The organism is Enterococcus sp. ARL09-542, assembly GCF_005234805.1.
GTDB lineage: Bacteria > Bacillota > Bacilli > Lactobacillales > Enterococcaceae > Enterococcus_D > Enterococcus_D gallinarum.
This window is the reverse complement of sequence record NZ_QPQX01000003.1, coordinates 191,520-213,124: the sequence shown is the minus strand read 5'-3', so window position 1 is coordinate 213,124 and position 21,605 is coordinate 191,520. Positions and strand designations below refer to the sequence as shown.

General features: G+C 40.8%; 21 protein-coding genes and 1 pseudogene. 19 read left to right on the top strand and 3 right to left on the bottom strand.

All coding sequences use genetic code 11. The features are described from left to right. Positions 1–53 precede the first annotated feature (53 nt). Complete coding sequence (locus DVW06_RS04970; RefSeq protein WP_003127493.1) at positions 54–422, bottom strand: thioredoxin family protein; 369 nt, start codon at positions 420–422, stop codon at positions 54–56. A gap of 195 nt (positions 423–617) precedes the next feature. On the opposite strand from DVW06_RS04970, the gene DVW06_RS04965 reads away from it, so the two are divergent. From DVW06_RS04965 to DVW06_RS04945, 5 genes are all read left to right on the top strand, one after another. Further along, a complete protein-coding gene (locus tag DVW06_RS04965; protein WP_003127494.1) occupies positions 618–1,544 on the top strand; it encodes a permease in 927 nt (308 codons plus the stop codon). 3 nt (positions 1,545–1,547) lie between these two features. Continuing rightward, positions 1,548–2,375, top strand: a complete 828-nt coding sequence (locus DVW06_RS04960) for a TIGR03943 family putative permease subunit (protein ID WP_029487208.1) — start codon at positions 1,548–1,550, stop codon at positions 2,373–2,375. 165 nt (positions 2,376–2,540) lie between these two features. Beyond that, positions 2,541–2,807 carry an IreB family regulatory phosphoprotein gene (locus DVW06_RS04955; RefSeq protein ID WP_003127496.1) on the top strand — a complete coding sequence of 89 codons (267 nt, stop codon included), beginning with the start codon at positions 2,541–2,543 and terminating at the stop codon, positions 2,805–2,807. Further along, complete coding sequence (gene ruvX / locus DVW06_RS04950; RefSeq protein ID WP_005471772.1) at positions 2,807–3,238, top strand: Holliday junction resolvase RuvX; 432 nt, start codon at positions 2,807–2,809, stop codon at positions 3,236–3,238. The genes DVW06_RS04955 and ruvX overlap by 1 nt, the downstream gene beginning before the upstream one ends. A gap of 22 nt (positions 3,239–3,260) precedes the next feature. Next, positions 3,261–3,587, top strand: a complete 327-nt coding sequence (locus DVW06_RS04945) for a DUF1292 domain-containing protein (protein ID WP_003127498.1) — start codon at positions 3,261–3,263, stop codon at positions 3,585–3,587. Positions 3,588–3,717: 130 nt separating this feature from the next. Here the strand turns inward: DVW06_RS04945 and DVW06_RS04940 are convergent, their stop codons facing one another. Continuing rightward, complete coding sequence (locus DVW06_RS04940) at positions 3,718–5,214, bottom strand: helix-turn-helix domain-containing protein (protein WP_137264471.1); 1,497 nt, start codon at positions 5,212–5,214, stop codon at positions 3,718–3,720. 353 nt (positions 5,215–5,567) lie between these two features. Here DVW06_RS04940 and DVW06_RS17410 point away from each other — a divergent pair, with 353 nt between their 5' ends. The 4 genes and pseudogenes from DVW06_RS17410 (at position 5,568) to trhA (ending at position 8,673) form a co-directional block, all read left to right on the top strand. Then, entirely contained in the window at positions 5,568–5,945 is a 378-nt protein-coding gene (locus DVW06_RS17410; RefSeq protein WP_003127501.1) for a hypothetical protein, read from the top strand. Further along, positions 5,890–7,059, top strand: a pseudogene (locus DVW06_RS04935) (SpaA isopeptide-forming pilin-related protein); the annotation flags it as partial. The gene DVW06_RS17410 and the pseudogene DVW06_RS04935, both read left to right, overlap by 56 nt. A 74-nt stretch (positions 7,060–7,133) precedes the next feature. Next, positions 7,134–7,958, top strand: coding sequence for a class C sortase (locus tag DVW06_RS04930; protein ID WP_003127503.1), 825 nt, complete (start codon positions 7,134–7,136; stop codon positions 7,956–7,958). A gap of 73 nt (positions 7,959–8,031) precedes the next feature. Continuing rightward, entirely contained in the window at positions 8,032–8,673 is a 642-nt protein-coding gene (trhA, locus tag DVW06_RS04925; RefSeq protein WP_124018654.1) for a PAQR family membrane homeostasis protein TrhA, read from the top strand. Positions 8,674–8,864: 191 nt separating this feature from the next. Here trhA and DVW06_RS04920 read toward each other — a convergent pair whose 3' ends face one another. After that, positions 8,865–9,386, bottom strand: coding sequence for an FUSC family protein (locus DVW06_RS04920; RefSeq protein ID WP_003127505.1), 522 nt, complete (start codon positions 9,384–9,386; stop codon positions 8,865–8,867). A 248-nt stretch (positions 9,387–9,634) separates the two neighbouring features. Here DVW06_RS04920 and DVW06_RS04915 point away from each other — a divergent pair, with 248 nt between their 5' ends. The 10 genes from DVW06_RS04915 to DVW06_RS04870 all read left to right on the top strand — a co-directional run bounded on the left by DVW06_RS04915 (position 9,635) and on the right by DVW06_RS04870 (position 21,534). Further along, a complete protein-coding gene (locus tag DVW06_RS04915; RefSeq protein ID WP_003127508.1) occupies positions 9,635–10,738 on the top strand; it encodes an alpha-hydroxy-acid oxidizing protein in 1,104 nt (367 codons plus the stop codon). A gap of 248 nt (positions 10,739–10,986) precedes the next feature. Continuing rightward, positions 10,987–11,613 carry a glycosyltransferase family 32 protein gene (locus DVW06_RS04910; RefSeq protein ID WP_003127510.1) on the top strand — a complete coding sequence of 209 codons (627 nt, stop codon included), beginning with the start codon at positions 10,987–10,989 and terminating at the stop codon, positions 11,611–11,613. Positions 11,614–11,760: 147 nt separating this feature from the next. Next, positions 11,761–12,267 carry a GNAT family N-acetyltransferase gene (locus DVW06_RS04905; protein WP_005471780.1) on the top strand — a complete coding sequence of 169 codons (507 nt, stop codon included), beginning with the start codon at positions 11,761–11,763 and terminating at the stop codon, positions 12,265–12,267. A 197-nt stretch (positions 12,268–12,464) separates the two neighbouring features. Then, the gene (locus tag DVW06_RS04900; RefSeq protein ID WP_003127514.1) at positions 12,465–13,307 is read left to right on the top strand and encodes a DUF368 domain-containing protein; all 843 of its coding nucleotides are present in this window, start codon (positions 12,465–12,467) and stop codon (positions 13,305–13,307) included. 1,051 nt (positions 13,308–14,358) lie between these two features. Then, a complete protein-coding gene (locus tag DVW06_RS04895) occupies positions 14,359–15,177 on the top strand; it encodes an alkaline phosphatase family protein (protein ID WP_174784168.1) in 819 nt (272 codons plus the stop codon). A 485-nt stretch (positions 15,178–15,662) separates the two neighbouring features. Next, a complete protein-coding gene (locus tag DVW06_RS04890) occupies positions 15,663–17,435 on the top strand; it encodes an oleate hydratase (RefSeq protein ID WP_123866891.1) in 1,773 nt (590 codons plus the stop codon). Between the two features lie 350 nt (positions 17,436–17,785). Continuing rightward, the gene (locus tag DVW06_RS04885; protein ID WP_003127518.1) at positions 17,786–19,237 is read left to right on the top strand and encodes an amidase; all 1,452 of its coding nucleotides are present in this window, start codon (positions 17,786–17,788) and stop codon (positions 19,235–19,237) included. A gap of 46 nt (positions 19,238–19,283) precedes the next feature. Beyond that, on the top strand, positions 19,284–20,126 hold the full coding sequence (locus DVW06_RS04880; protein WP_003127519.1) for a transporter substrate-binding domain-containing protein: 843 nt from the start codon (positions 19,284–19,286) through the stop codon (positions 20,124–20,126). After that, positions 20,126–20,797, top strand: coding sequence for an amino acid ABC transporter permease (locus DVW06_RS04875; RefSeq protein WP_137264468.1), 672 nt, complete (start codon positions 20,126–20,128; stop codon positions 20,795–20,797). Before DVW06_RS04880 ends, DVW06_RS04875 begins: the two co-directional genes overlap by 1 nt. Positions 20,798–20,892: 95 nt before the next feature. Beyond that, complete coding sequence (locus DVW06_RS04870) at positions 20,893–21,534, top strand: GyrI-like domain-containing protein (protein WP_005471783.1); 642 nt, start codon at positions 20,893–20,895, stop codon at positions 21,532–21,534. Positions 21,535–21,605: the final 71 nt, after the last annotated feature.

The following is a 21,605-nucleotide window of genomic DNA, read 5'->3' as shown; positions in this document are numbered from 1 at the left end:
CTGTCTTTCCATCAACCTTCGCGTCTAGTAGGTGATGGAAAGACAGTGTTTTTTTATTTCATCAGTTGATCAAAAAGATCGTCATAAGAGATGGTCTCGGTTTTGGTCAAGGCAGTCCTATAGCGATCAATAATAGCAGCCAGCCTATTAAAATCAATGATTCGTGCTTCTCTGTGGCGTTCATCTCCTTGAAAATAAAGAAGGACGACAGGAGCAGTCAATGCTGAAAATTGGCCAGCCGCCTCTGGGACTTCCGCTACATTGACAGCATAAAGTGGAACATGCTTTTCTAAAGCTAATTTATTAAGACGAGGTTTGTCTGCTAAGCAGACACTGCAAGCCGGCTGTGAGAGATAAATAAGTGCCAATGGGGTTTCTTTTATCTTCGTCAGCAGTTCATCTAATGTATTCATTTGTATCATGCAAATTCCTCCAAGCAGATTCTCTGTCTAATGTACGTTTTGAGGGACAACTTGTCAAAGAAACTGCTGGAAAAGAATAAAAACTAAAGCAAGCTTTAAGGTGCCAGCAAAGACTGTAAAAAACATTGTGCATTGAGGCAAAAAAACGTATAGTAGTTCCAGCGCAATTATTTTTTTATAAAGAAGGTTGAATATATGTTACAAAGCTTACCTAATTCTGTTTTGCAGATGAGCGTGATCTTTCTCTCCATCGTCATTGAAGCCTTGCCTTTTGTCTTATTAGGCTGCTTGATTTCAGGGGCGCTGCAAGTTTTTCTGACGCCAGAACGAGTGACAAAAATCCTGCCAAAGAATAAATTGGCCTCCATTGCAATGGGGTGTGGTTTAGGCGTTTTCTTCCCGTCTTGTGAATGTGGAATCGTTCCGATCGTCAATCAATTCGTCAAAAAAGACGTACCAGTCTACACGGCTTTTGCTTTTATGCTGACAGCCCCTATTGTGAATCCCATTGTAATTTTTTCGACATTCATCGCATTTGGCAATTCAGCGAAGTTTGCCTTTTTGCGAGTACTTGGCAGCTTGTTGGTGGCAATGGTGGTAGGTGTTTGGCTGGCTTATTTCAGTAAGCGAGAGATTTTGAAAACCCAATTGATCACAGCTTCAGAGGATACCCATCAAGGACATCACCATGGGCATGCTCATGATACAGGTTCTGAGAAACGAAAATGGTCCCATCAAATACGGCATTTGTTGCAACACAGTATTGATGAATTCTTCGATACTGGTCGGTATTTGATCATTGGCGGATTGATTGCAGCAGCGATGCAGACGTATTTGCCAACGGGAATGATGTTGACTTTGGGTTCTACGAAATTCTTGGCGGTATTGGTCATGCTTGTTTTGGCATTGACGATGTCGCTGTGCTCTGAAGCAGATGCGTTTATCGGTTCTTCGCTGCTTAGTCTGTTCGGCGCCGGTCCAGTCGTGGGTTTTCTGGTCTTTGGTCCTATGGTGGACATCAAGAATCTTCTGATGATGAAACGATATTTTACCGGTCGTTTTATTGCAACAATGGTGGGATTAATTGCTGTTGTAGTCTCAATTTATGCATGGGTGGTGTAAACAATGATCCGTTTTTTGATTTTATCTGGATATTTTGAGTTGATGATGTACTTGCAGGTATCAGGAAAACTGAATCAGTTCATCAATGTCCACTATCGTTATCTAGCGATTCTTTCGATGATTGTCGCTTTATTTTTGGCATTAGTCCAGTTGTATTTTTGGGTCAAACAAACGCCTGATGAACATGAAGATGAGCATCACCATGGACTCGAAAAAAAATCTCAGCGCATCATTGCGTATTTCTTATTAGCATTGCCAATCATTGTTGGTTTGTTTTTCCCAACAGTCAGTCTGGATACGACCATTGTTGAAGCAAAAGGGTTTAATTTCCCGCTGAGTGAAGAGTCTGTCGGCGATCCCGAAATGAATACCCAATACCTTAAACCAGATACTAGTCTTTATTACAATAAAGATGATTATGACGAGCAAATGACGACTTCGTTAGCGAAGTATGCCGATAAACAAACGATTGCTGTCACCGATGAGAATTATTTGGAACTCATGGAATTGATCTATACGTATCCAAGTGAATTTATCGGGAAAAAAATCAGCTATGACGGTTTTGTTTATCATGCAGCGCAAGATGATCGTAATGAAATCTTTCTGTTTCGTTTTGGGATCATTCACTGTGTAGCGGATTCAGGTGTTTTTGGATTACGTGTTGAGTTACCTGAACAAACGGTTACCGAGAATGACCAATGGCTGCACATTGAAGGAACCATCCAGTCGCAATACTATCAACCCTTTAAACGAGATTTGCCAATGGTAGTCGTTGACCAAGAACAAACCATCGAGGCACCGGCTAACCAATATGTTTATCGATCATTCTAGCGAAATGAGAGAAATATCGGTTTTTTTGAAAAAGTTCACAAAAATATCATAAAGCTTTGTTATAATAAAGATAAACTAGTGCAGATGTTTGTAGTTTTACAAAACGTCGAGTACAATAGAAACGTACAATGTGCTAAAAAACAATATAAAGAGAGGTGTCGTGAAATGGGTTTTACAGATGAAACAGTACGGTTTGATTTTGATGATAGCCGCAAGAAAGAAATCAGTGAAACACTGGCTATCGTGTATCGTGCATTAGAAGAAAAAGGTTATAATCCAATCAATCAAATCGTCGGTTATCTCCTTTCTGGCGACCCGGCTTACATTCCTCGTTATCGGGATGCCCGGAACTTGATTCGTCGTCATGAGCGCGATGAGATTTTGGAAGTTTTGATTCGTTATTACTTAGGAAATCACGGGATCAACCTATAATGAGAGTCATGGGTTTAGATGTCGGTTCACGAACAGTTGGTGTAGCTGTTAGTGATCCTATGGGATGGACTGCGCAAGGGATCGAGATCATTCGAATCAACGAAGATGAAAATGACTTTGGCTATGATCGTCTTGGAGAATTAGTCAAAGAGTATGAAGTGACTCGTTTTGTGGTGGGACTGCCCAAGAATATGAATAACACCATTGGTCCAAGAGCAGAGGCTTCACTAGCTTACGGCAAGGCCATCGAAGAACGTTTTGATTTGCCTGTTGACTACCAAGACGAACGCTTGACGACTGTTCAAGCAGAACGAATGCTAGTTGAACAAGCCAACACATCTCGTGCCAAACGTAAGAAAGTCATTGACAAATTAGCAGCAGTAATGATTTTGCAGAATTATTTAGATGGTGCTGGAAAACAACTGTTTTAGTTTACAGAAAAGAGGAAAAAAAATGTCAGAACATACGCATGATCACAATCATGATCACAACCACGACCATGAAGGTCACGAACACATTACATTGGTCGATGATCAAGGCAATGAAACATTATACGAAATTCTTTTGACAGTAGATGGACAAGAAGAATTTGGACGCAACTACGTGTTGCTTTATCCAGCTGGAGTCCCAGAAGAAGAAGATGTCGAATTACAAGCCTATGCCTACGTTGAAAACGAAGATGGTACAGAAGGCGAATTAGAACAAATTGAAACAGAAGCTGAATGGGACATGATCGAAGAAGTCTTTAACACATTCATGGCTGAAGAAGAATCTGAATAAAGAATTGATGGCTGAACCTTTGATAGTCAAGGGTTCAGCTTTTTTATCTAAAAAACCGTCAGAAATGAAATAGCTCATTTCTGACGGTTTTTTTTTTGAATTTTACCACAGCCAGTTTTACATAAATCAGTTAACTAGAAAACAAAGTTTGTAGTTTTTGATGATGGACTTCTAGAAGGCGTTGATATAAATCAGTTTCGAAATCACTGTAATGGCAATAATCAAGGACCGTATATTTAAAAGGATCTAGGCCCTTCGGAATCAGCAAAGGTGACCCCAAGATGATAAAGTCATATTCTTCAGTGATTGGAAGTGTCAGCTGTTCGATAGCAACAAATGGGATCTTTTTGCCTAGGTTTAAGATCTCAGCGGAAATCAGATGCTCAGAAACATTGACAAAACCAACTTTCAACTTATAGTTTTCGTCGATTTCTGAATAATACGGATAAAGCAAACAAGCTTGGATGAAAGCTAATTCACTTACACAAGATTTCAGCCACGTATAATTTTTCCGTTGGGAAAATTTTTTCCAGAAGCCTTCGATTTTGATTGTCAAGATATGTAAGAGTGGGTACTTTTCTTTGATATACGAAGAAATAAACAATGTGGTCAAAGGGATTTTTTGTTTGAACAAGCTAAAGTTACCAATCGATAGGTAGATGTTCAAATATAGAGCTGGCTCATTTTCAAAATGAAACGTACCGATAAACGTCTGACAATGGTCTTGGAATTCGTCCAAAATCTCCTTGGGGTCATTACTTGGTTGCTGATAAGAATGTTGGATGATCGGCAGACGAATGTCTTGGTTGGAAGTCAGAAACGGCCAATAATAAAACAAATAGAACAAAGAGTTTACCTCCAAGAGGTCTAAACGCAGATTGGCGATCTTGAAGAAATCGTAAAAGAAGTTGAGGTCTGTACCACTTGGAATGAAAGAATCCCTTGATAAGTGATAGATATCAGTAAAGTGGCTGTTTTTGATCCTCAGCAAACAAATCAGACAATGGAGACTGGCTTGTTTTTTTCCTAAGTCAAACTTGTTCTTATGCTGTGCTTCTTCATGTTTATAAATCAATGCTCTCACTTCTTGGCTATAAGGAACTATGTCCAAACTTTCACCTAATGATACAAACCAAAAGAAATTAAAAAAGAGGATACGAATCAACATTTCGGAACCTGACAAGGTCAGATTCGATAAATTCAAGTTGATATTGTATTCCTTCAAATATTCAACCAGCTTTTTTGTTTGACGAAAACAGGTCGAGCGACTGATATAGTGCCGGTTACAAAAAGCAGCGAGATCGTCGTCCTCTTCTATTAGCATACTGAGCAACAATTTATAAGGAACACTTTCAGTTGAAAGGTAATGTTGGTATTGGGTGTATTGAACAAGTTGTTCATTGACGGTTAACTTATTTTTACTATGTAATAGCTTGATGGGAGTAAATTTTTCTAAATCATCTTGGATTGCGCTCAAGATTTTTTTGAAGCGTGCAGGGCCGTAATAAAAATCCAAGTTTTTCCGCACCTGATCTATGCTGTATTCCCCGGGTGAGAGTGTCATCAACTTGCCGTAGACACTCAATTTCGTTCTGGCATGATCATCTAACAAAATTTTTTCAATCAATTGATCACCTTCCTTTTTTTGTAATTATTATTATTAGCGTATTTAATTTCTCTTGTAAATACGTGTCTCAGATTTCTAACAAGTCTATACAAGGTTTAGAAATATTTCTATTTCACTTGTCTCAAAAATAGCGTTCAGCGAGTATGTTTTTTGAGAGAAAAGAAATAACCCACAATTTTAAATAACGATATCAATATTTTTTTTGCTTCCTTGTTAGCGTGTTTAATGGATATAAATAACTATAATTGAATATTTAGAAGCTGAAGGGGAAAGAATTAGAAATATTAGTGAATCTTTTCTTTTTTTTTATTATCTATTTGAATTTTAAAAAAATTTCGAAGGAGGCACTAAAAATGAAAAAGGGAAAGCATCTTGTCCTTCTTAGTTTGTTGGCCATCTTTTTCATCGCTTACTTATATTCTCAACACATAAACAAGGTAGTAGCAAATGATGAAGATGTTGTTGATGTAGTAGAGGTGTTGAAAAATGATTATGGAGAAGTGAGTATCAAGCAAACAGATGATCATTTGATCCTCTTTTATCGCTTAAATGAGTCAACACAAGAAAGACGATTTTTATTTCAGCTGCATGCCAAGGATGCAGCTGAAAACAATTTGCTTACTTCTTACACTTCTCAGGAATACCAAGAATATACAGATGAGAAGCAACAGAAATACATGGACGTCAGACAAATCAAAGGCGAAACACTTTGTCAGCGGCAATCGTTATGAAATAGGAGAAGAGGACTTTGTCGAGAGTGCTGCGGCTAAAGGACAAATGATCGTCGCTGGTTTAGAGGTCGGAGAGTATGTATTGGAGGAAGTCAAAGCGCCTGAAAATGCTGAGATGATTGCCGACCAAACAACTACGCTATTTACCATCATTTCAGGAAGTCAAATGCCTGTAGCAAAGACGGTAAAAAATGATACGACTAAAGTAGAAAAAGACACGCCCCAATTAGAAGGACAAGATGTAGCCATCGGTGAAGCAATCAACTATGAGATCACTGTCAATATACCTGATGGGATTGCCGATAAAGAGGAGGAGAGCAACAAGTATACCTCATTCAAATTGATCGATAGCCACGATCCTGCATTGACATTTATGAATCAGTCCAAGGGAGAAACAAGCTATGCACTCTATGATGGTGAACGTCTCATTGATACTAATAATTATCAGATCACTGAACATGCCAATGGTTTTACAGTAGCAATTGCGCCCACATATATCCCTTCCCTGACTCCAGGTGGAACGTTGCGATTCGTTTATTACATGTATTTGAATCAACTAGCAGATCCGACGAAAGGTTATAAAAACGAAGCAAATGTCGATAATGGTCACACGACAGATCAAACACCACCGACTGTTGAGGTTCTGACAGGGGGAAAAAGATTCATAAAAGTAGATAAGGCAGTGATTGAGCTACGGCCATTGGCAGGTGCATCGTTTGTCGTACGCGACGAAAATTCGGCGACCGCGAACTATTTGATCATTGATCCAGTCACAAAAGCAGTGGCGTGGACGAATTCTCCGGAGAAAGCAACAACTTTCAATACAACGAACGATGGATTAGTAGACATTACAGGATTAGCTTATGGAACCTACTATTTGGAAGAAACCAAAGCACCGAATAGCTATATCAAATTAAATGAACGAATTGCTTTCAAAGTAGATGCACAATCTTATGCGGTGGCGAATGAATTGGTTACTCCAGAAAAAGTACCAAACAAACAGAAAGGAACATTACCAGCAACTGGCGGCGAGGGAGTTACTTTGTATATTGGTTTAGGTGTCGTTTTATTGACGATAGTAGGTGTCTACTGGATAAAAAGATATAAGGCTTAGTGTCAAACGAAGAACGAATGGATAGCTGAGGAGAATGAAATGAAGCAAAAAAAAGGCATACTTTAGATCTAATCATGCTATTGGTATTTTTTATCGGTATCCTCAGCTTGGCGTATCCCTTTGTTAGCGATACATTGAATGACTATCTCGATCAACAAATCATCAAAAACTATCAGAAAAAAGCAAAATCTGAACATGCGTCAGTGATTGCTGAGTTGAACAAGCAGATGCGTGAAGCAAATGAAAAAATGGCATCAAATGAACCTAAGACAGAAGCAGACCCATTTTCCAAGGAAAAAAAGGAAAAGCAGAACTCGCTGAAATCTTATATAGAAGCACACACGATAGGTGTTTTGACGATCCCAAAAATCAATGTCAATTTACCAATCTTTGATCAGACGACAACAAAACTATTGGAGAAAGGGGCCTGTCTGCTCGAGGGAACTTCATATCCAGTCGGAGGAGTATCGACGCATGCGGTACTTTCTAGTCACCGAGGATTACCACAAGCAAAACTCTTTACAGATCTACCTCGGTTACAGATAGAGGATCGCTTTTATATCGAAATCAATGGTCAATATCTTGCGTATCAAATCGATCAAATACAAACTGTCGCGCCGACAAAAACAGAAACACTTCAGATCCAAGATAACCAAGACCTGGTCACACTAGTTACTTGCACCCCTTATATGATCAATAGTCACCGTTTGCTGGTTCGCGGACACAGGGTCGCAGTTGAGCAAGAGGAAATAAGCGCGTCATTGTCAAAAGTGCAGCAAGCAAAACGAACGACCTTTTTACTCGTGACTGGTTTGATCGTTGTCCTTTTGATGCTGTCTTTGGTGATGGTGATAAAACATTTTACAAAAGTTAAAAATACATGTAGTTTTAAAAACTAGATGAAAAAGTTTTGGTAATCAGATAGTTTTTCGAGTATAATGGAGTCGAAGAAATGAAACGGAGTGGATCAAGATGGAGATAGAATTTAGTCGAAAGTATCAAATCATCAATGAAGTATTAAATGCAGTGACCCATGGGATCGCAGCGTTGTTAAGTTTGTTTTGCTTTAATTTGCTGATGGATCGCGCCCATACCACCTTAGATTATGTCGCTTTTGCGATTTATGGAAGTTCGCTTTTTCTGCTTTTCTTTTCCTCTACGTTATTTCATAGCCTGATTTTTACGAAGGCAAAGAAAGTTTTCCAAGTATTCGATCATTGCTCGATCTATCTCTTGATCGCTGGTACGTATACCCCATTTTGCCTCTTAGTCGTACAGGGAATGGCTGGGTTGATCTTGCTTAGTGTCATTTGGACCACCGCAGTAATAGGGATTATTTACAAATCTTTGAGGTTGACAAAAATGAACAAAGTATCGAAAGTTTCAACGATCATCTACAATGTGATGGGGTGGGCAATCATTGTTGTCTTACCTAAGCTCTATCAGAATATCGATTTGACCGGATTACTACTGTTAGTTGCTGGAGGAATCGCTTATTCTGTAGGCTCGCTCTTTTATAGTATGAAAAATAGACGATTCACCCATGTAATCTGGCATTTGTTTGTCATGTTAGGTGCAGCATTGATGTTTTTTGCGATTTACGTAAGTAATTAAGACGTTGTGCATGATGAAATAAGAATGAACAAATTGTTGGGACATAGGTTCGTTACACTCTCAAAAAAATAGAAGCACTCGAAAATGGTTTATTTTTCGAGTGCTTCTTGTTTGAAAAGGGAATGCGAGGAAATCCTTTATGACTAAAGCAAAAACGTGCCGAGCAATTTAGCTCAGCACGTTTTTTTACCTTATTCTTCTACTATTTTAGCTGATGCAGGCAAGCAGCGGTTGACGGCAATCGCAACGGCCATCCCAATGAAACTATCGATCACCCGGTTAAAGGCATAAAGATAGGATTCAGTTTGGGGAACCATAAATAAAATCGTCAATAGGGTAGCACAGGCACCGACCGTTCCTTCGTGATAGTCGAATTTCACTAATAATGCGATCATCAGCATGATAACGAAAGGAATCGATAGCAGCTGAACAAGGTGTGTGTAGCCAAAAAATTTAAAAATTCCGATACAGATGATCGATGCTAATGCGCCAAAGGTATTTCCAGCAATCCGATGCCGGCCGTATTTGACAGTAGTCCCATGATCTTCTCTTAAGGTAAAGACAGCGGTGATCGTTGAAACAACGTATGTCTCACGCTGTAGAAGAAAACTTAGAAGAATACAAATGAAGACGCTGATCCCCGTTTTTAGATTTCGCAAACCAAATTTTAATCCGAATAGATTCAATAATGCCATCCTTTCATAAGAAATCATCTTAACCCTTTCAAACGAATCATATCATACCATAAGCTGTATTTGCTAGTGAAAAAAAGTCCGAAAGGTTGCTGCAAAGGCTTTTCTTTGTGAAAAACCTTCGTGGCTCTCCTGGAGAATACGTCAATTAGCTTGAGAGTGATCAAAAAAGAGTGAATACCATCGTTGGAGCGAATCAGTTGCTTGGCTGACCAAACAAGCGTAACATAATATTGTAAACGTTATCTTATTGGAGAGCAGGGATAGGGATGGAAAAAATTTATCAAGCAAGTACGGCAGAAGGCGCAGTCGATTTTATCAACATGCGTGATTTAGAAGAGGCAGCAAAAGAAGTGATTCCCAAAGGAGGCTATGGCTACATCTCTAGCGGTGCGGGAGATACCTTCACTTATCGAGAAAATGAACGCGCATTCAATCATAAGCTGATTATTCCTCATGTCCTCAAAGACATTGAATTACCAGACACCAGGACTAATTTTTCCGGTGATACATTAAATGCACCGATTATCATGGCTCCGGTGGCCGCTCATGGCTTGGCCAATGTCAATGCGGAGAAAGCCTCGGCAAAAGGAGTTGCGCGCTTCGGTACAATTTACACAGCTAGTTCTTATGCTTCCTGTACGCTAGAGGAAATTCGGGCAGCCGGCGGAGAACAAGCACCTCAGTGGTTTCAATTCTATATGAGCAAAGATGATGGCATCAATCGGGATATTTTGGCGATGGCGAAACGCAATGGTGCCAAAGCGATTGTTTTAACGGCGGATGCCACAGTTGGTGGCAACCGAGAAACGGATCGCCGTAACGGCTTTACCTTTCCATTGGCTATGCCAATTGTGCAAGCTTATCAGTCTGGAATCGGACAAACAATGGATGCGGTATATGGCTCCTCCAAACAAAAACTGAGTCCTCAAGATGTGGCGTTCATTGCGAAGGAATCTGACTTACCTGTTTATGTCAAAGGGGTTCAATCAGAAGAAGATGTAGCACGTGCGTTAGATGCTGGAGCACAAGGGATTTGGGTCTCAAATCATGGTGGCCGTCAGTTAGATGGTGGACCAGCTGCTTTTGATTCTTTACAGATCGTAGCAGATGCCGTCGCTGGCAGAGTTCCGATCGTCTTTGACAGCGGTGTTCGCCGTGGGCAGCACGTCTTTAAAGCAATCGCCTCTGGTGCTGATCTAGTGGCGATTGGACGTCCAGTGATTTACGGATTAGCGTTAGGCGGTTCAACAGGCGTTCAGCAAGTGTTCGATTTCTTCAAAAAAGAATTAGAGATGGTAATGCAATTAGCAGGGACTCAAACGATTGCAGATATTCGCCAAGCGAAACTACGGGACAATCATTATATGTAATAAAAAATAGTAATAAAAAGAGCCTTCCTCTGCCGCACGCAGCCAGAAATTCAAAGAACTGAAACCTTTGAAAGCCACGGCAGCGGGGCTTTTTTTATGGCTTTTTTGTATCTGGGTTGATTATAGGAAATCACCGGTATCAAGAACGAACTGCTACGATTTATTTGATAGTAACAGTGTATATGATTTTGAAAAGGAGAGAAAACCCTGTACACTTAAATTAACGAAATCAAAAAGGAGAGGGGAAAATGATTCCAAAAATCATTCATTATTGCTGGTTTGGGGGCAATGAATTAGGGGAAAGCGAACAGAAATATATCGAAACCTGGCGCAAATTTTGCCCAGACTATGAGATCAAACGCTGGGATGAATCAACGATCGATCTTTCAAAATTTGGTTCTTACTTACAAGAAGCCTACAAACAAGAAGAATGGGCCTTTGTTTCTGACGTTGTTCGTTTGTATGCATTAGTGACAGAAGGCGGCATTTATATGGATACCGATGTCGAAGTGGTGAAACCATTAGATGATCTATTAAACTATGAGGCATTTATGGGATTTGAGATCGAAACCAAAATTTCCACCGGTATCATCGGTGCAGTGCCTCATCATCCTTTCATGGAAGAATGGTATCATGACTATGATGATCGTGAATTTGTGCGAGCAGAAAAAACGGAAGATGTAGTAACCAACGTCATTCGAGTCACTGAATTGTTGCAGGAATATGGTCTGCAACTAAACAATCAGCGTCAAACGGTTAAAGGGGTAGAAATTTTCCCGCAAATGACTTTCTCGCCAAAAAGTTATATTACCGGCGAAGTTGAGGAAGATCCAACTACTATGGTGATCCACCAATTTTCCGGATCTTGGCTATAAACAGTTTTTTACTGATCCGATAGTTCGTCAAGCAGAATCCCAGCAACAGTTGAATGGGCGCCTGCTGACGAACTATTTTTTATTGTCTTTGGCAATGAATTATGCCACAATAGAACGAAATGAAATGGATCGGAGTGAGAGTTTATCATGGGAATTATCCAATGTACACCGGCTGACCTTGTTGAGTTGAAAGCCATCAGTATTGAGACGTATCAGGACACATTTGCCCCATATAATACGGAAGAAAATATGCAAGCTTATTTAGAGGCTGCTTATCATTCAGAAAAGTTGCACAAAGAACTGAAAAATCCGCAGTCTGCTTTTTTCTTTTTGCAAGAAGAAGCAATTGCTGGTTATCTAAAGCTTAATTGGGGAACAGCTCAAACTGAGCCGATTGCACCAGAGGGACTTGAAGTTGAGCGGATCTACATCCGAAGTGACTACAAACGCCGCGGCTATGGTCAGCAATTGTTGTCTTTTGCGGAAGAGTTTGCCAAGGCAAAACAAAAGACGTCTTTGTGGTTAGGCGTATGGGAACACAATGCCAATGCATTGGCTTTTTATAACAAGATGGGCTTTCGACGAGTAGGCAGTCATTCTTTCTTCATGGGGGATGATGAACAGACCGATTATTTAATGGAAAAACAAATATGAAGAGAGTCACTCTTCTTAGATTCGTTGTTGTTGAAAAATCAAAGTCGAAAACCTGTCGATGAGAGATGCCATTAGTGACTTCGAAAGAGGGAGCAAGAGGAGGATGAAAATTCCTTTTCAATTAATAGAGCTTCCAGTATAGTAGTAAATGACTAACTAAAAAATGAAAATTATGGTGACAGATGAAGGAGACAAGAATGGGACAACAAAAAACTGAAAGTGTATTATCACGATTTTTAAAAGGAGTCGTTATTGCTTTAGGATTTATTTTGCCGGGGGTCTCCGGTGGAGTTCTAGCAGCAATTTTAGGGATCTATGAACGAATGCTGCGTTTTATGGCACATTTAACGAAAAACTTCAAAGAAAATCTGCTCTTTTTCTTGCCAGTAGGGATCGGCGGGATCGTTGGGATCGGGCTTTTATCGAAACCGTTAGAATGGCTGCTGCAAAATTATCAGATTGTCGTCTTATGGGGATTTGCCGGAGCCATTATTGGTACATTGCCTGCACTTGCAAAAGAATCGACTCTTAAAAGCAAACGAACTATGGGGGATTTGTTTTGGTTCTTTGGTACAATGATCATCGGTTTCTTATTTCTTTATTTCATGGGTGATATTCTAGGAACGATCCCAGCAAACTTTTTAGGATTTGTTTTGGCCGGCGGATTGATTGCATTAGGTGTGTTGGTGCCTGGATTAAGCCCATCTAACTTATTGCTCGTATTAGGTTTGTATGATCCGATGTTGAAAGGCTTCAAGGGGTTCGACATTTTAGGCGTCTTCTTGCCGATCGCAATTGGTGGTCTACTCGTGATGCTGCTGTTCTCAAAATTGATGGAGTGGCTCTTGGAGCATTATCATTCGAAAGTCTATCACTTTATTTTGGGAATTGTGATTGCATCAACAGTATTAATCGTCTTGCCACCAGTGGCTGATTATAGCGGATTTACTTGGCTGACTGCGGTCAGCGGTGTGATACTGTTTGTTTTAGGGTACTGGTTAGGGGCTTGGATGAGTAAATTAGAAGAAAAATATAAATAACCACTGCGTGGACAAAAAAACAATCGGTCAGATGATCGATTGTTTTTTTATGGAATAGAAACCGAGGCAACCTTTGTCTGAATAGCGACGTTCACACGTACTATCCTCACTCCCCCTTGGAAGATAATCATGAAACGTCGCTGGAAAAAGGGGACAGGATCGAACGGGACAACTTACATCTGATCGCTAAGCGCCCAAATTTAAAAAAGGATATATATATAAAAGAGGTATCGGACGATCCTGCCCAATACCTTTGTCATAGTGAAATAAGCAGACCAAAGCGTGTTGATTTACCTAAAAAGAGGTAGAAATCACCCAGAAAATTGGGTACAATAAACACGTTGATGTACTGCATTGACTATGGCAAACTTGATGGTCAGTTGCTGCTGACAAATCAAGGCCCTATTCCTTAGTTGCCGCTAAGGGATGGGGTGCCTTTTTTGGTTTCTATTCGCTTTTATTTTATAGAAAGCGAGGGTATAAATCAAGGGAACGTTTCCATATTTAATGAAAAAATGCAAGTGTTTTATTAGAAAAACGTGAAAAGATAACAGAATTCTGTGAGATTTGTCAATAAAAGTCAATATTTATTTATTGATATGAGAAAGACTGAAAAAAAAAATTTTTTCCTGGGAGAGCCAAGCCATCAAAGTGATGATTTGGCTCTTTTTTGTCGCTTTTTTAAGGGGGGCACTTACGAGTCCTTTATTGTGTTAGGCGCAAAAGTTTACCAACTTAACATGAACTTTTCATAACGCTTACTGGATGTTAACGATTGCTTGATAGGATGGAGTAAATGAGTAATGAGGTGAAAAGATGAATCATGATAGGCTAAATGTACTTATTGAAAAGAGACTGCCCCATATCCCTGCAAGGGATTGTAAACGAAACACCTCCAAAAGCAAACGGATTTTGGATCCTCAAAAAAGTATCCGGTTCCAACGTGGACTTGCTAAGAAAAAGATGCTAAATGGGCTAGCTATAATAGTAATTAGGAAATGGCTTTTGAGAATCAGCAAAGACCGACAGATGGGGGTGACAAGCTATGTCTATTAAATCGCAAATAACCGAAAAGCTGCTTTTACTGGTTTTGGATGGCTGCCGATACGATACCGCGGTTGAACAGATGGGGATCTTGAATCATCATGTGGATTATAAACAAGCACAACTGATCAAAGTCCATGCTGAAATGCCTAGCAGTGCTCGGCCATTGTATGAAGTGTTGGCTACTGGTGTACCAAGCTACCGGAATGGGATTCTGACCAATGCTGATGGTCAACATTCCAAAGAACTCTCGATTTTTGATCTTGTCAAAGCTGCCGGCGGAAGTACTGCAGCTGCAGCACATTATTGGCAAAGTGAATTATTCAATCAAGCACCTTATGAAATCAAACGAGATCGTATTCAACACGACCACAAAAAAAGTATCCAACATGGAATCTTTTATAGTGAAAACCAGTATCCCGATTCACATGTGTTTGCAGATGGACATTATTTACTGCACACGTATCAGCCGAATTTGTTACTGATACATTCCATGAATATCGATGCCGCGGGACATCGTTATACGGCTGTTTCAAAAGAATACCGAAAAGCCGTAAACCAAGCAGACCAATTGATTGGCCTGTATTTGCACGATTGGTTGGCTGCAGGTTATCAAGTGATTGTTACTGCGGACCACGGGATGGATGAATATGGGTTGCATGGCGGAAGCATGGCTGCTCATCGCGAAGTCCCCCTCTATATTTTTTCAGATATTTTTCCGCCAGACTGTGGGATCGAAAAAATGAATCAATTAGAGTTGGCACCACTGATTTGCAGTTTATTAAAAATCGATACTTCTGAACGCATGCAGATTGGGCGCAGCTGATTTGTAGAAACGAACAAAGCCGCTAAAGTCAGGTGCTCAAATTAGGGCATCATTGCTAGAGGTCTATTTGGTTTGGCTTAACGGGCATAAATAGATGGCTTATATCAGATGAATAAGCAAAAAAGTAATCGATTGTTGTTCCGCTACAGAGAACTGTGCCATGAGTGAAAATAAACGGACATTGTAAATGAGAGAAAGTGGCTGCCGCGTCTTGGAAACTGTGAGAGTGCCTAGGTACTATAGCAGCAGTTGCGATCGTTAGAATTTATTGGGTTTTGTTTAGATCCGGTCGTTCCGTCTGTTTGTTGACTGTTTATGGGACCGTCTTTTTTAATTAGAACAAGGCAACGAAGTGCTGCTATTCTTTGCACTTTTAGACAAACGACTTTATTTGTCTAAATCTGTGAAAAATAGCGGTTGTTATTTTTGTCACAAATAGAAGATACTGCTACCATGGATTTGTACCAATATTAGGAGGGGATCATATGAGATATACAAACGGAAATTATGAAGCTTTTGCAAGAAGCAGAAAACCGAAAGATGTCGAAAAGAAACAGGCCTATATTGTTGGTGGCGGATTAGCTGGATTAGCAGCAGCAGTCTTTTTGATTCGTGACGGACACATGGAGGGAAAGAAAATCCATGTGCTGGAGGAGCTGTCTCTTTCAGGCGGCTCACTCGACGGCAAATTTATTCCTCATGATGGCTTTGTCACTCGAGGCGGCCGTGAAATGGAAAATCATTTTGAATGTTTATGGGATTTATTCCGTTCGATTCCATCATTGGAGGTAGAAGATGCCTCCGTCTTAGATGAATTTTATTGGTTGGATCATGACGATCCAAACTCATCCAATTGTCGGATCATTCATGATCGTGGCCAACGAGCAGCAGATGACGGAGAATTCACTTTATCAGCAGCAGCCCAAAAAGAGTTGGTCCAACTATTTATGACTTCAGAAGATCAGCTTGTTGGCAAACGGATCGAGGATGTTTTTGGAGACGAGTTCTTTGAATCAAACTTTTGGCTTTATTGGTGTACGATGTTTGCTTTTGAAAAATGGCATTCTGCCATCGAAATGCGTAGATATGTTTTAAGATTCATTCACCATATCAATGGATTGCCTGATTTCACGGCTTTGAAATTTACTCGTTACAATCAATATGAATCGTTAGTTAAACCATTATTAGCTTACCTTGATGCACAAGGTGTCGATTTCCAATATGAAACCAAAGTCATGAATATTGACGTGAAGATCACTGAAGGAGAGAAAATCGCCCAAAGTATCACACTGATGAAAAATGGCAAAGCCCAAGAAATCACTTTGACAGCAGATGATCTGGTGTTTGTAACAAACGGCTCAATCACGGAGAGTTCGACTGAAGGGGATCACCATACACCTGCCCCTATTACTCATGAATTAGGTGGCAGTTGGAATCTTTGGAAGAACTTGGCTGCTCAATCTCCTGAATTTGGTCGCCCAGAAGTCTTTTATGACAATCTGCCAGCAGAAAGCTGGTTTGTATCAGCGACAGTCACATGGCAAAACTTTGATATTGAACCTTATATTTCTCGTTTGACAAAACGGAAATTACGGACAGGAAGAGTAGTGACCGGTGGGATCGTCACTATCAAAGATTCAAATTGGCTGATGAGTTTTGCGACCCATCGTCAACCTCATTTCAAAGAGCAAGGCGATCAACAAACGGTGACTTGGGTTTATGGTCTATTGTCTAATACACCAGGAAATTATATCAAAAAACCGATTGAACACTGTTCCGGACAAGAAATCGTTCAAGAACTATTGTATCACTTAGGTGTTCCAGAAGATGAAATTCTACGGATCTCTAATGAATCATGTTCAGCGATCCCTGTGTATATGCCTTTCATCACTTCTTACTTCATGTTGCGGGAACCTGGAGATCGTCCGCTTGTGATACCGAATGGTTCACGAAACTTAGCCTTCATCGGCAACTTTGCCGAAACGCAACGTGATACCGTCTTTACGACTGAATATTCTGTACGAACGGCGATGGAAGCTGTCTACCAATTGTTAGCTATTGAACGAGGCGTTCCAGAAGTCTTTGCTTCCGCCTATGATCTGCGTACATTGGCCAATGCGATTTACTATTTATCGGACAAGAAAAAATTGACTGAGATGGAGCTGCCATTTATCGAACGCAAATTAGTAGAAGGATTTGTTAAGAAGACGAAAGATACCTATATCGGCGAAATCCTTGAAAAAAATCATTTAGTTTAACACACTTGAATGCTGTGACATCCGTTACTTAAAGACAGGATACCCGAAAGAACCAGAGAGGCCATTAAACGGCCTCTCTTTTCTTCGAGGTTACGTATGTCTGACGGATGGCACTGTTTTTTTGGGAACGATTTCCATGCTGTAGACCCCCCTGTGTGATGTACACAAGAGTAGCGAAAAATAAGGGAACCGCTATCAAACAAATTGCTTCTTTTTAATAATACAGAGTGTTATTCTGTTATATTTCTATTGAACTTTTTCACTCTGTTTGGTATATTGGTTGTTAATTAAAAGCTTTTTTTGCTTTTAGTACAGAAGCTATAATTGTTACGATGAAAGGCGGGAGATTTATGGAAGATGCGACCTATTGGGCAGAGCAATTAACGCAGAAGAAAATCAGTTTTTCGGAATTGACAGCTAGGATCGAAGAAAAAATTCAGCAAGTTGAGCCAACGTTAAATGCGCTTGTTTCTTTTGATCGGCAAGCAGCAATTAAGCAGTATGAACAAAATCCGCAAACAAAAGCGGCTTTATTCAGCGGGCTGCCAATACCACTTAAAATATTGGGTCAAAGTAAAGCGGGGTGGCCGGCCACATCGGCGGCTGCATTGTTTGCAAATGCAAAAGCAGAGCAGACGAGTGCATTTGTCAACGGGCTGGAACAGCTAGGATTGATTCCTTTGGGACAAACCAATGCTCCGGAATTTGGTTTCAAAAATGTTACCGATCCAGTATTGTACGGTCCAACACGCAATCCGTGGCAGTCCGCCTATTCGGCAGGGGGATCCAGCGGTGGAGCGGCGGCCGTCGTAGCGGCTGGACTATTTCCATTAGCTGCTGCTAGTGATGGAGGCGGTTCCATTCGTATCCCAGCTTCTTTCAACGGACTAATTGGGTTAAAACCGACGCGAGGAACTATGCCAGTGGGACCTCAAGAATGGCGTAGTTGGCAAGGTGCTTCGATCAATTTTGCATTGACGCTTTCTATGAGAGATACGGAACGTTTGTTTTATGGATTACGAACGTCTCAACCGGCGGCTCCCTATCAGGCACCTAGAATCGAATGGAAACATCATGGACCCAGTCAGAATCGAACACTGAGAGTTGCGTACACAACCGAGTCTCCAGCCGGGAGTCCAGTTTCACAAACTGCTGTCTTAGCTGTCAAGAAAGCTGTCGCATTTTTGGAAGATCAAGGACATCAGGTTACAGAAATCCGTTATCCTGTTGACGGTCAAACGATGATGGCAAGCTATTATCGTATGAATGGTGGAGAGACAGCAGCAATGTTTGCCGAGATCGAGGCAATGCTGCAACGACCAGTGGAACAGAAAGATATGGAGCTGATGACTTGGGGGCTGTACCAATATGGCAAAAAATTAGCGGCTGCCGATTATATCCAGGCATTGCAATATTGGGATCAGCTGGCAGTAACGATGGAAGCTTTGTTTGCAGATTATGAGTTGTTTTTGACCCCTGCAACAGCACAAACGGCGCCATTGATTGAAGAGGATTTGCAAAGTGATACGATTCGAAGCGAACTGCAAGAGATAGAAAGACGAACAGCTGCTGCTGCCGGAGACTTGATTTATCAGATGTTCGACAAAAGTTTGGCACTGACGCCCTATACGCAATTGGCCAATCTAACGGGCCAACCTGCAATCAGCCTTCCAACAGCTGTTAGTGAGGAAGGTTTGCCATTGGGAATTCAGTTTATGGCATCAAAAGGCCGTGAAGATTTACTTTTTCAAGTGGGTGAATTGTTTGAACGATGGGAGCAATTTCATTTACCCAAAAAATAACTGTCGATGAATGACGGTTCAAGAATGATTTTCTAGGGGGATAAAGATGGAAACAATCAAAATAAACAAGTGGAAAAATATCGTTGTACTAGGTGCCTTTGTGATGTTGTTAGGTGCTTGCGGAAGTAAGGCTAAAGAGGACAATAGTTTAAGTCGTGTTCAAGAGTCAAAAGAATTGACTGTTGCTACGTCAGGTACGTTATTTCCTTCCTCTTATTACAATGATGACAATCAATTAGTTGGCTATGACGTAGACGTTGCAAAAGAAGTAGCCAAGCGGATGGGTGTTTCGATCCAGTTCAAAGAATACAATGTAGACGGACAAGTGGCGTCCTTGACTAGAGGGGAAGCGGACTTTGCCGCAAATGATTTCGGTCTCAGCGGAGACCGTGGAGATAAGTTTCGTCTGTCTGAACCAATCAAGTATTCATTTGATAGTATGATCGTGCGAAAAAGCGATGATTCTGGCATTGCCTCTCTAGATGATTTAGCAGGCAAAAAAGCAGCGGGAGAACCCAATACAAGCTACATGAAGTTAGCCGAAGAATATGGTGCGAAACTTGTGACCTATGATAATGCCACGAATGACCAGTATCTGACAGATGTGGCAAACGGACGGACCGATGTGATCCTTAATGATTATTATCTGCAAAAGATGTCGGTGGCAGCTTTGCCAGATATTCCAGTTAAAATCTTGGAAGATGTCTACTTCAATCCGAACGAAACAGGCTTTCTTTTTGCGAAAGACAACCAAGCACTGCATGACGAAGTCGATCGTGTTTTAAAAGAGATGAAAGCAGACGGGACGTTAAAAGAAATTTCCGAAAAATACTTCCAAACAGATGTATCTGTACCATCTGACAAAGAGATCCAAAAGGTTGAAAAGTAATGTATATCCCAACTCTTGATCTTCCACTGATGTGGGAGTCGCTTCCTTTTTTACTGACAGGGTTATCCTATACGTTAGGGATTGCCATTGCTTCTTTTCTCGCAGGAAATGCGTTAGGTTTATTGCTGACTTTTCTGGGGATGCTTCAAAACCCTTGGGTAAGAAGGATCGTTCGAGGCTATATCTCCTTTCTGCGAGGAGTACCCGCATTGGTGCTGTTGTTTTTGCTCTATTTCGGATTGCCGTATCAATTACCCGCATTGACAGCTGCCATTATTTGTTTTAGTTTGACTAGCAGTGCTTTTATTGGAGAAATTTATCGAGGATCGATCGCCGGAGTGGATCGCGGGCAATGGGATGCAGCGTATGCTCTGGGATTGAGTTTTTCTAAAACATTACGGTTGATCATTCTGCCTCAGGCATTTCGCATATCGGTCCCAGCATTAAGCAATGTCGCGATGGACCTGTTGAAAGGAACCTCGTTAGCGGCAATGATCACGATCCCGGACATTTTTCAAAAAGCCAAAATTGTTGGCGGCCGGACGTTTGATTATATGTCGATGTACGTGTTAGTGGCGATCATTTACTGGTTGCTGTGTATCGGGATCGAAGCGCTCCAACATCGCTTAGAAAAACGATTTGCTGACCGCTTTGAAAGTCAAAAAAGCTGATCGTCAAAAAAGTAGCTAAAAAAATTCGCTGGTTGGATTATTTATGAATCAATCTCTTTGTTTGTGGTACACTTTACAAAAAAGGAGTTTGGACAATGAAATATGAATGGCGAAAACAAGAAAAAGCTTACTATTTACCAAAAGAACCACAGCTGATCGAAGTGCCTGCTTATCAATTCATTACGTTGACTGGCGAAGGAAACCCTAACCGTCCTGAATTTTCCGAGCAAATCAGTGCACTTTATATGATGGCCTATGGATTGCGCATGGGATTGAAAAAAGGCTCCTTCGGCAATACGCCTTTTGAGTATACGGTATACCCGCTAGAAGGCGTATGGACTTTACCTGAAAAACCACAAGGACCGATTGCTAAAGAAGAGTTGATCTATAAAATCATGATTCGGCAACCGGAACAAGTAACTGCTGATTTAGCCGCCGAACAGTTGACACAAATCATGAAGAAAAAAGAAAATCGTTTTTTGGAACGAATTCGTTTCGAAGAATACCAAGAAGGCTGGTCCGTGCAAGCTTGTCACATCGGTCCTTTTGACACAGAAACAGAAACGTTTGCGAAAATGCAAGACTATTGCGAAGCCCACGATCTATCAATTGTTCCCACGATGGGCAATTATCAGCATCGGGAGATCTATCTGTCAGATCCGCGAAAGACAGCACCAGAAAAAGCAAAAACAGTCTTACGCTGGCGGGTAGCCAAAACAAACAAAGAATCCGCTTGATCCATTTAACCGTTGGTGTACTTAATGAAAACACGTAATGAAAAGAGAGAGAACCGCGCTTAAGCGATTCT

What these genes read in the sequence shown, in the direction of transcription:
- DVW06_RS04965 (WP_003127494.1), top strand. Translation starts at nt 618, where the DNA reads ATGTTACAAAGCTTACCTAATTCTGTTTTGCAGATGAGCGTGATCTTT.
- DVW06_RS04905 (WP_005471780.1), top strand. Translation starts at nt 11,761, where the DNA reads ATGGGAATTATCCAATGTACACCGGCTGACCTTGTTGAGTTGAAAGCC.
- DVW06_RS04915 (WP_003127508.1), top strand. Translation starts at nt 9,635, where the DNA reads ATGGAAAAAATTTATCAAGCAAGTACGGCAGAAGGCGCAGTCGATTTT.
- DVW06_RS04955 (WP_003127496.1), top strand. Translation starts at nt 2,541, where the DNA reads ATGGGTTTTACAGATGAAACAGTACGGTTTGATTTTGATGATAGCCGC.
- trhA (WP_124018654.1), top strand. Translation starts at nt 8,032, where the DNA reads ATGGAGATAGAATTTAGTCGAAAGTATCAAATCATCAATGAAGTATTA.
- DVW06_RS04960 (WP_029487208.1), top strand. Translation starts at nt 1,548, where the DNA reads ATGATCCGTTTTTTGATTTTATCTGGATATTTTGAGTTGATGATGTAC.
- DVW06_RS04890 (WP_123866891.1), top strand. Translation starts at nt 15,663, where the DNA reads ATGAGATATACAAACGGAAATTATGAAGCTTTTGCAAGAAGCAGAAAA.
- ruvX (WP_005471772.1), top strand. Translation starts at nt 2,807, where the DNA reads ATGAGAGTCATGGGTTTAGATGTCGGTTCACGAACAGTTGGTGTAGCT.
- DVW06_RS04910 (WP_003127510.1), top strand. Translation starts at nt 10,987, where the DNA reads ATGATTCCAAAAATCATTCATTATTGCTGGTTTGGGGGCAATGAATTA.
- DVW06_RS04970 (WP_003127493.1), bottom strand. Translation starts at nt 422, where the DNA reads ATGATACAAATGAATACATTAGATGAACTGCTGACGAAGATAAAAGAA.
- DVW06_RS04945 (WP_003127498.1), top strand. Translation starts at nt 3,261, where the DNA reads ATGTCAGAACATACGCATGATCACAATCATGATCACAACCACGACCAT.
- DVW06_RS04900 (WP_003127514.1), top strand. Translation starts at nt 12,465, where the DNA reads ATGGGACAACAAAAAACTGAAAGTGTATTATCACGATTTTTAAAAGGA.
- DVW06_RS04930 (WP_003127503.1), top strand. Translation starts at nt 7,134, where the DNA reads ATGCTATTGGTATTTTTTATCGGTATCCTCAGCTTGGCGTATCCCTTT.
- DVW06_RS17410 (WP_003127501.1), top strand. Translation starts at nt 5,568, where the DNA reads ATGAAAAAGGGAAAGCATCTTGTCCTTCTTAGTTTGTTGGCCATCTTT.
- DVW06_RS04885 (WP_003127518.1), top strand. Translation starts at nt 17,786, where the DNA reads ATGGAAGATGCGACCTATTGGGCAGAGCAATTAACGCAGAAGAAAATC.
- DVW06_RS04875 (WP_137264468.1), top strand. Translation starts at nt 20,126, where the DNA reads ATGTATATCCCAACTCTTGATCTTCCACTGATGTGGGAGTCGCTTCCT.
- DVW06_RS04880 (WP_003127519.1), top strand. Translation starts at nt 19,284, where the DNA reads ATGGAAACAATCAAAATAAACAAGTGGAAAAATATCGTTGTACTAGGT.
- DVW06_RS04870 (WP_005471783.1), top strand. Translation starts at nt 20,893, where the DNA reads ATGAAATATGAATGGCGAAAACAAGAAAAAGCTTACTATTTACCAAAA.
- DVW06_RS04920 (WP_003127505.1), bottom strand. Translation starts at nt 9,386, where the DNA reads ATGATTTCTTATGAAAGGATGGCATTATTGAATCTATTCGGATTAAAA.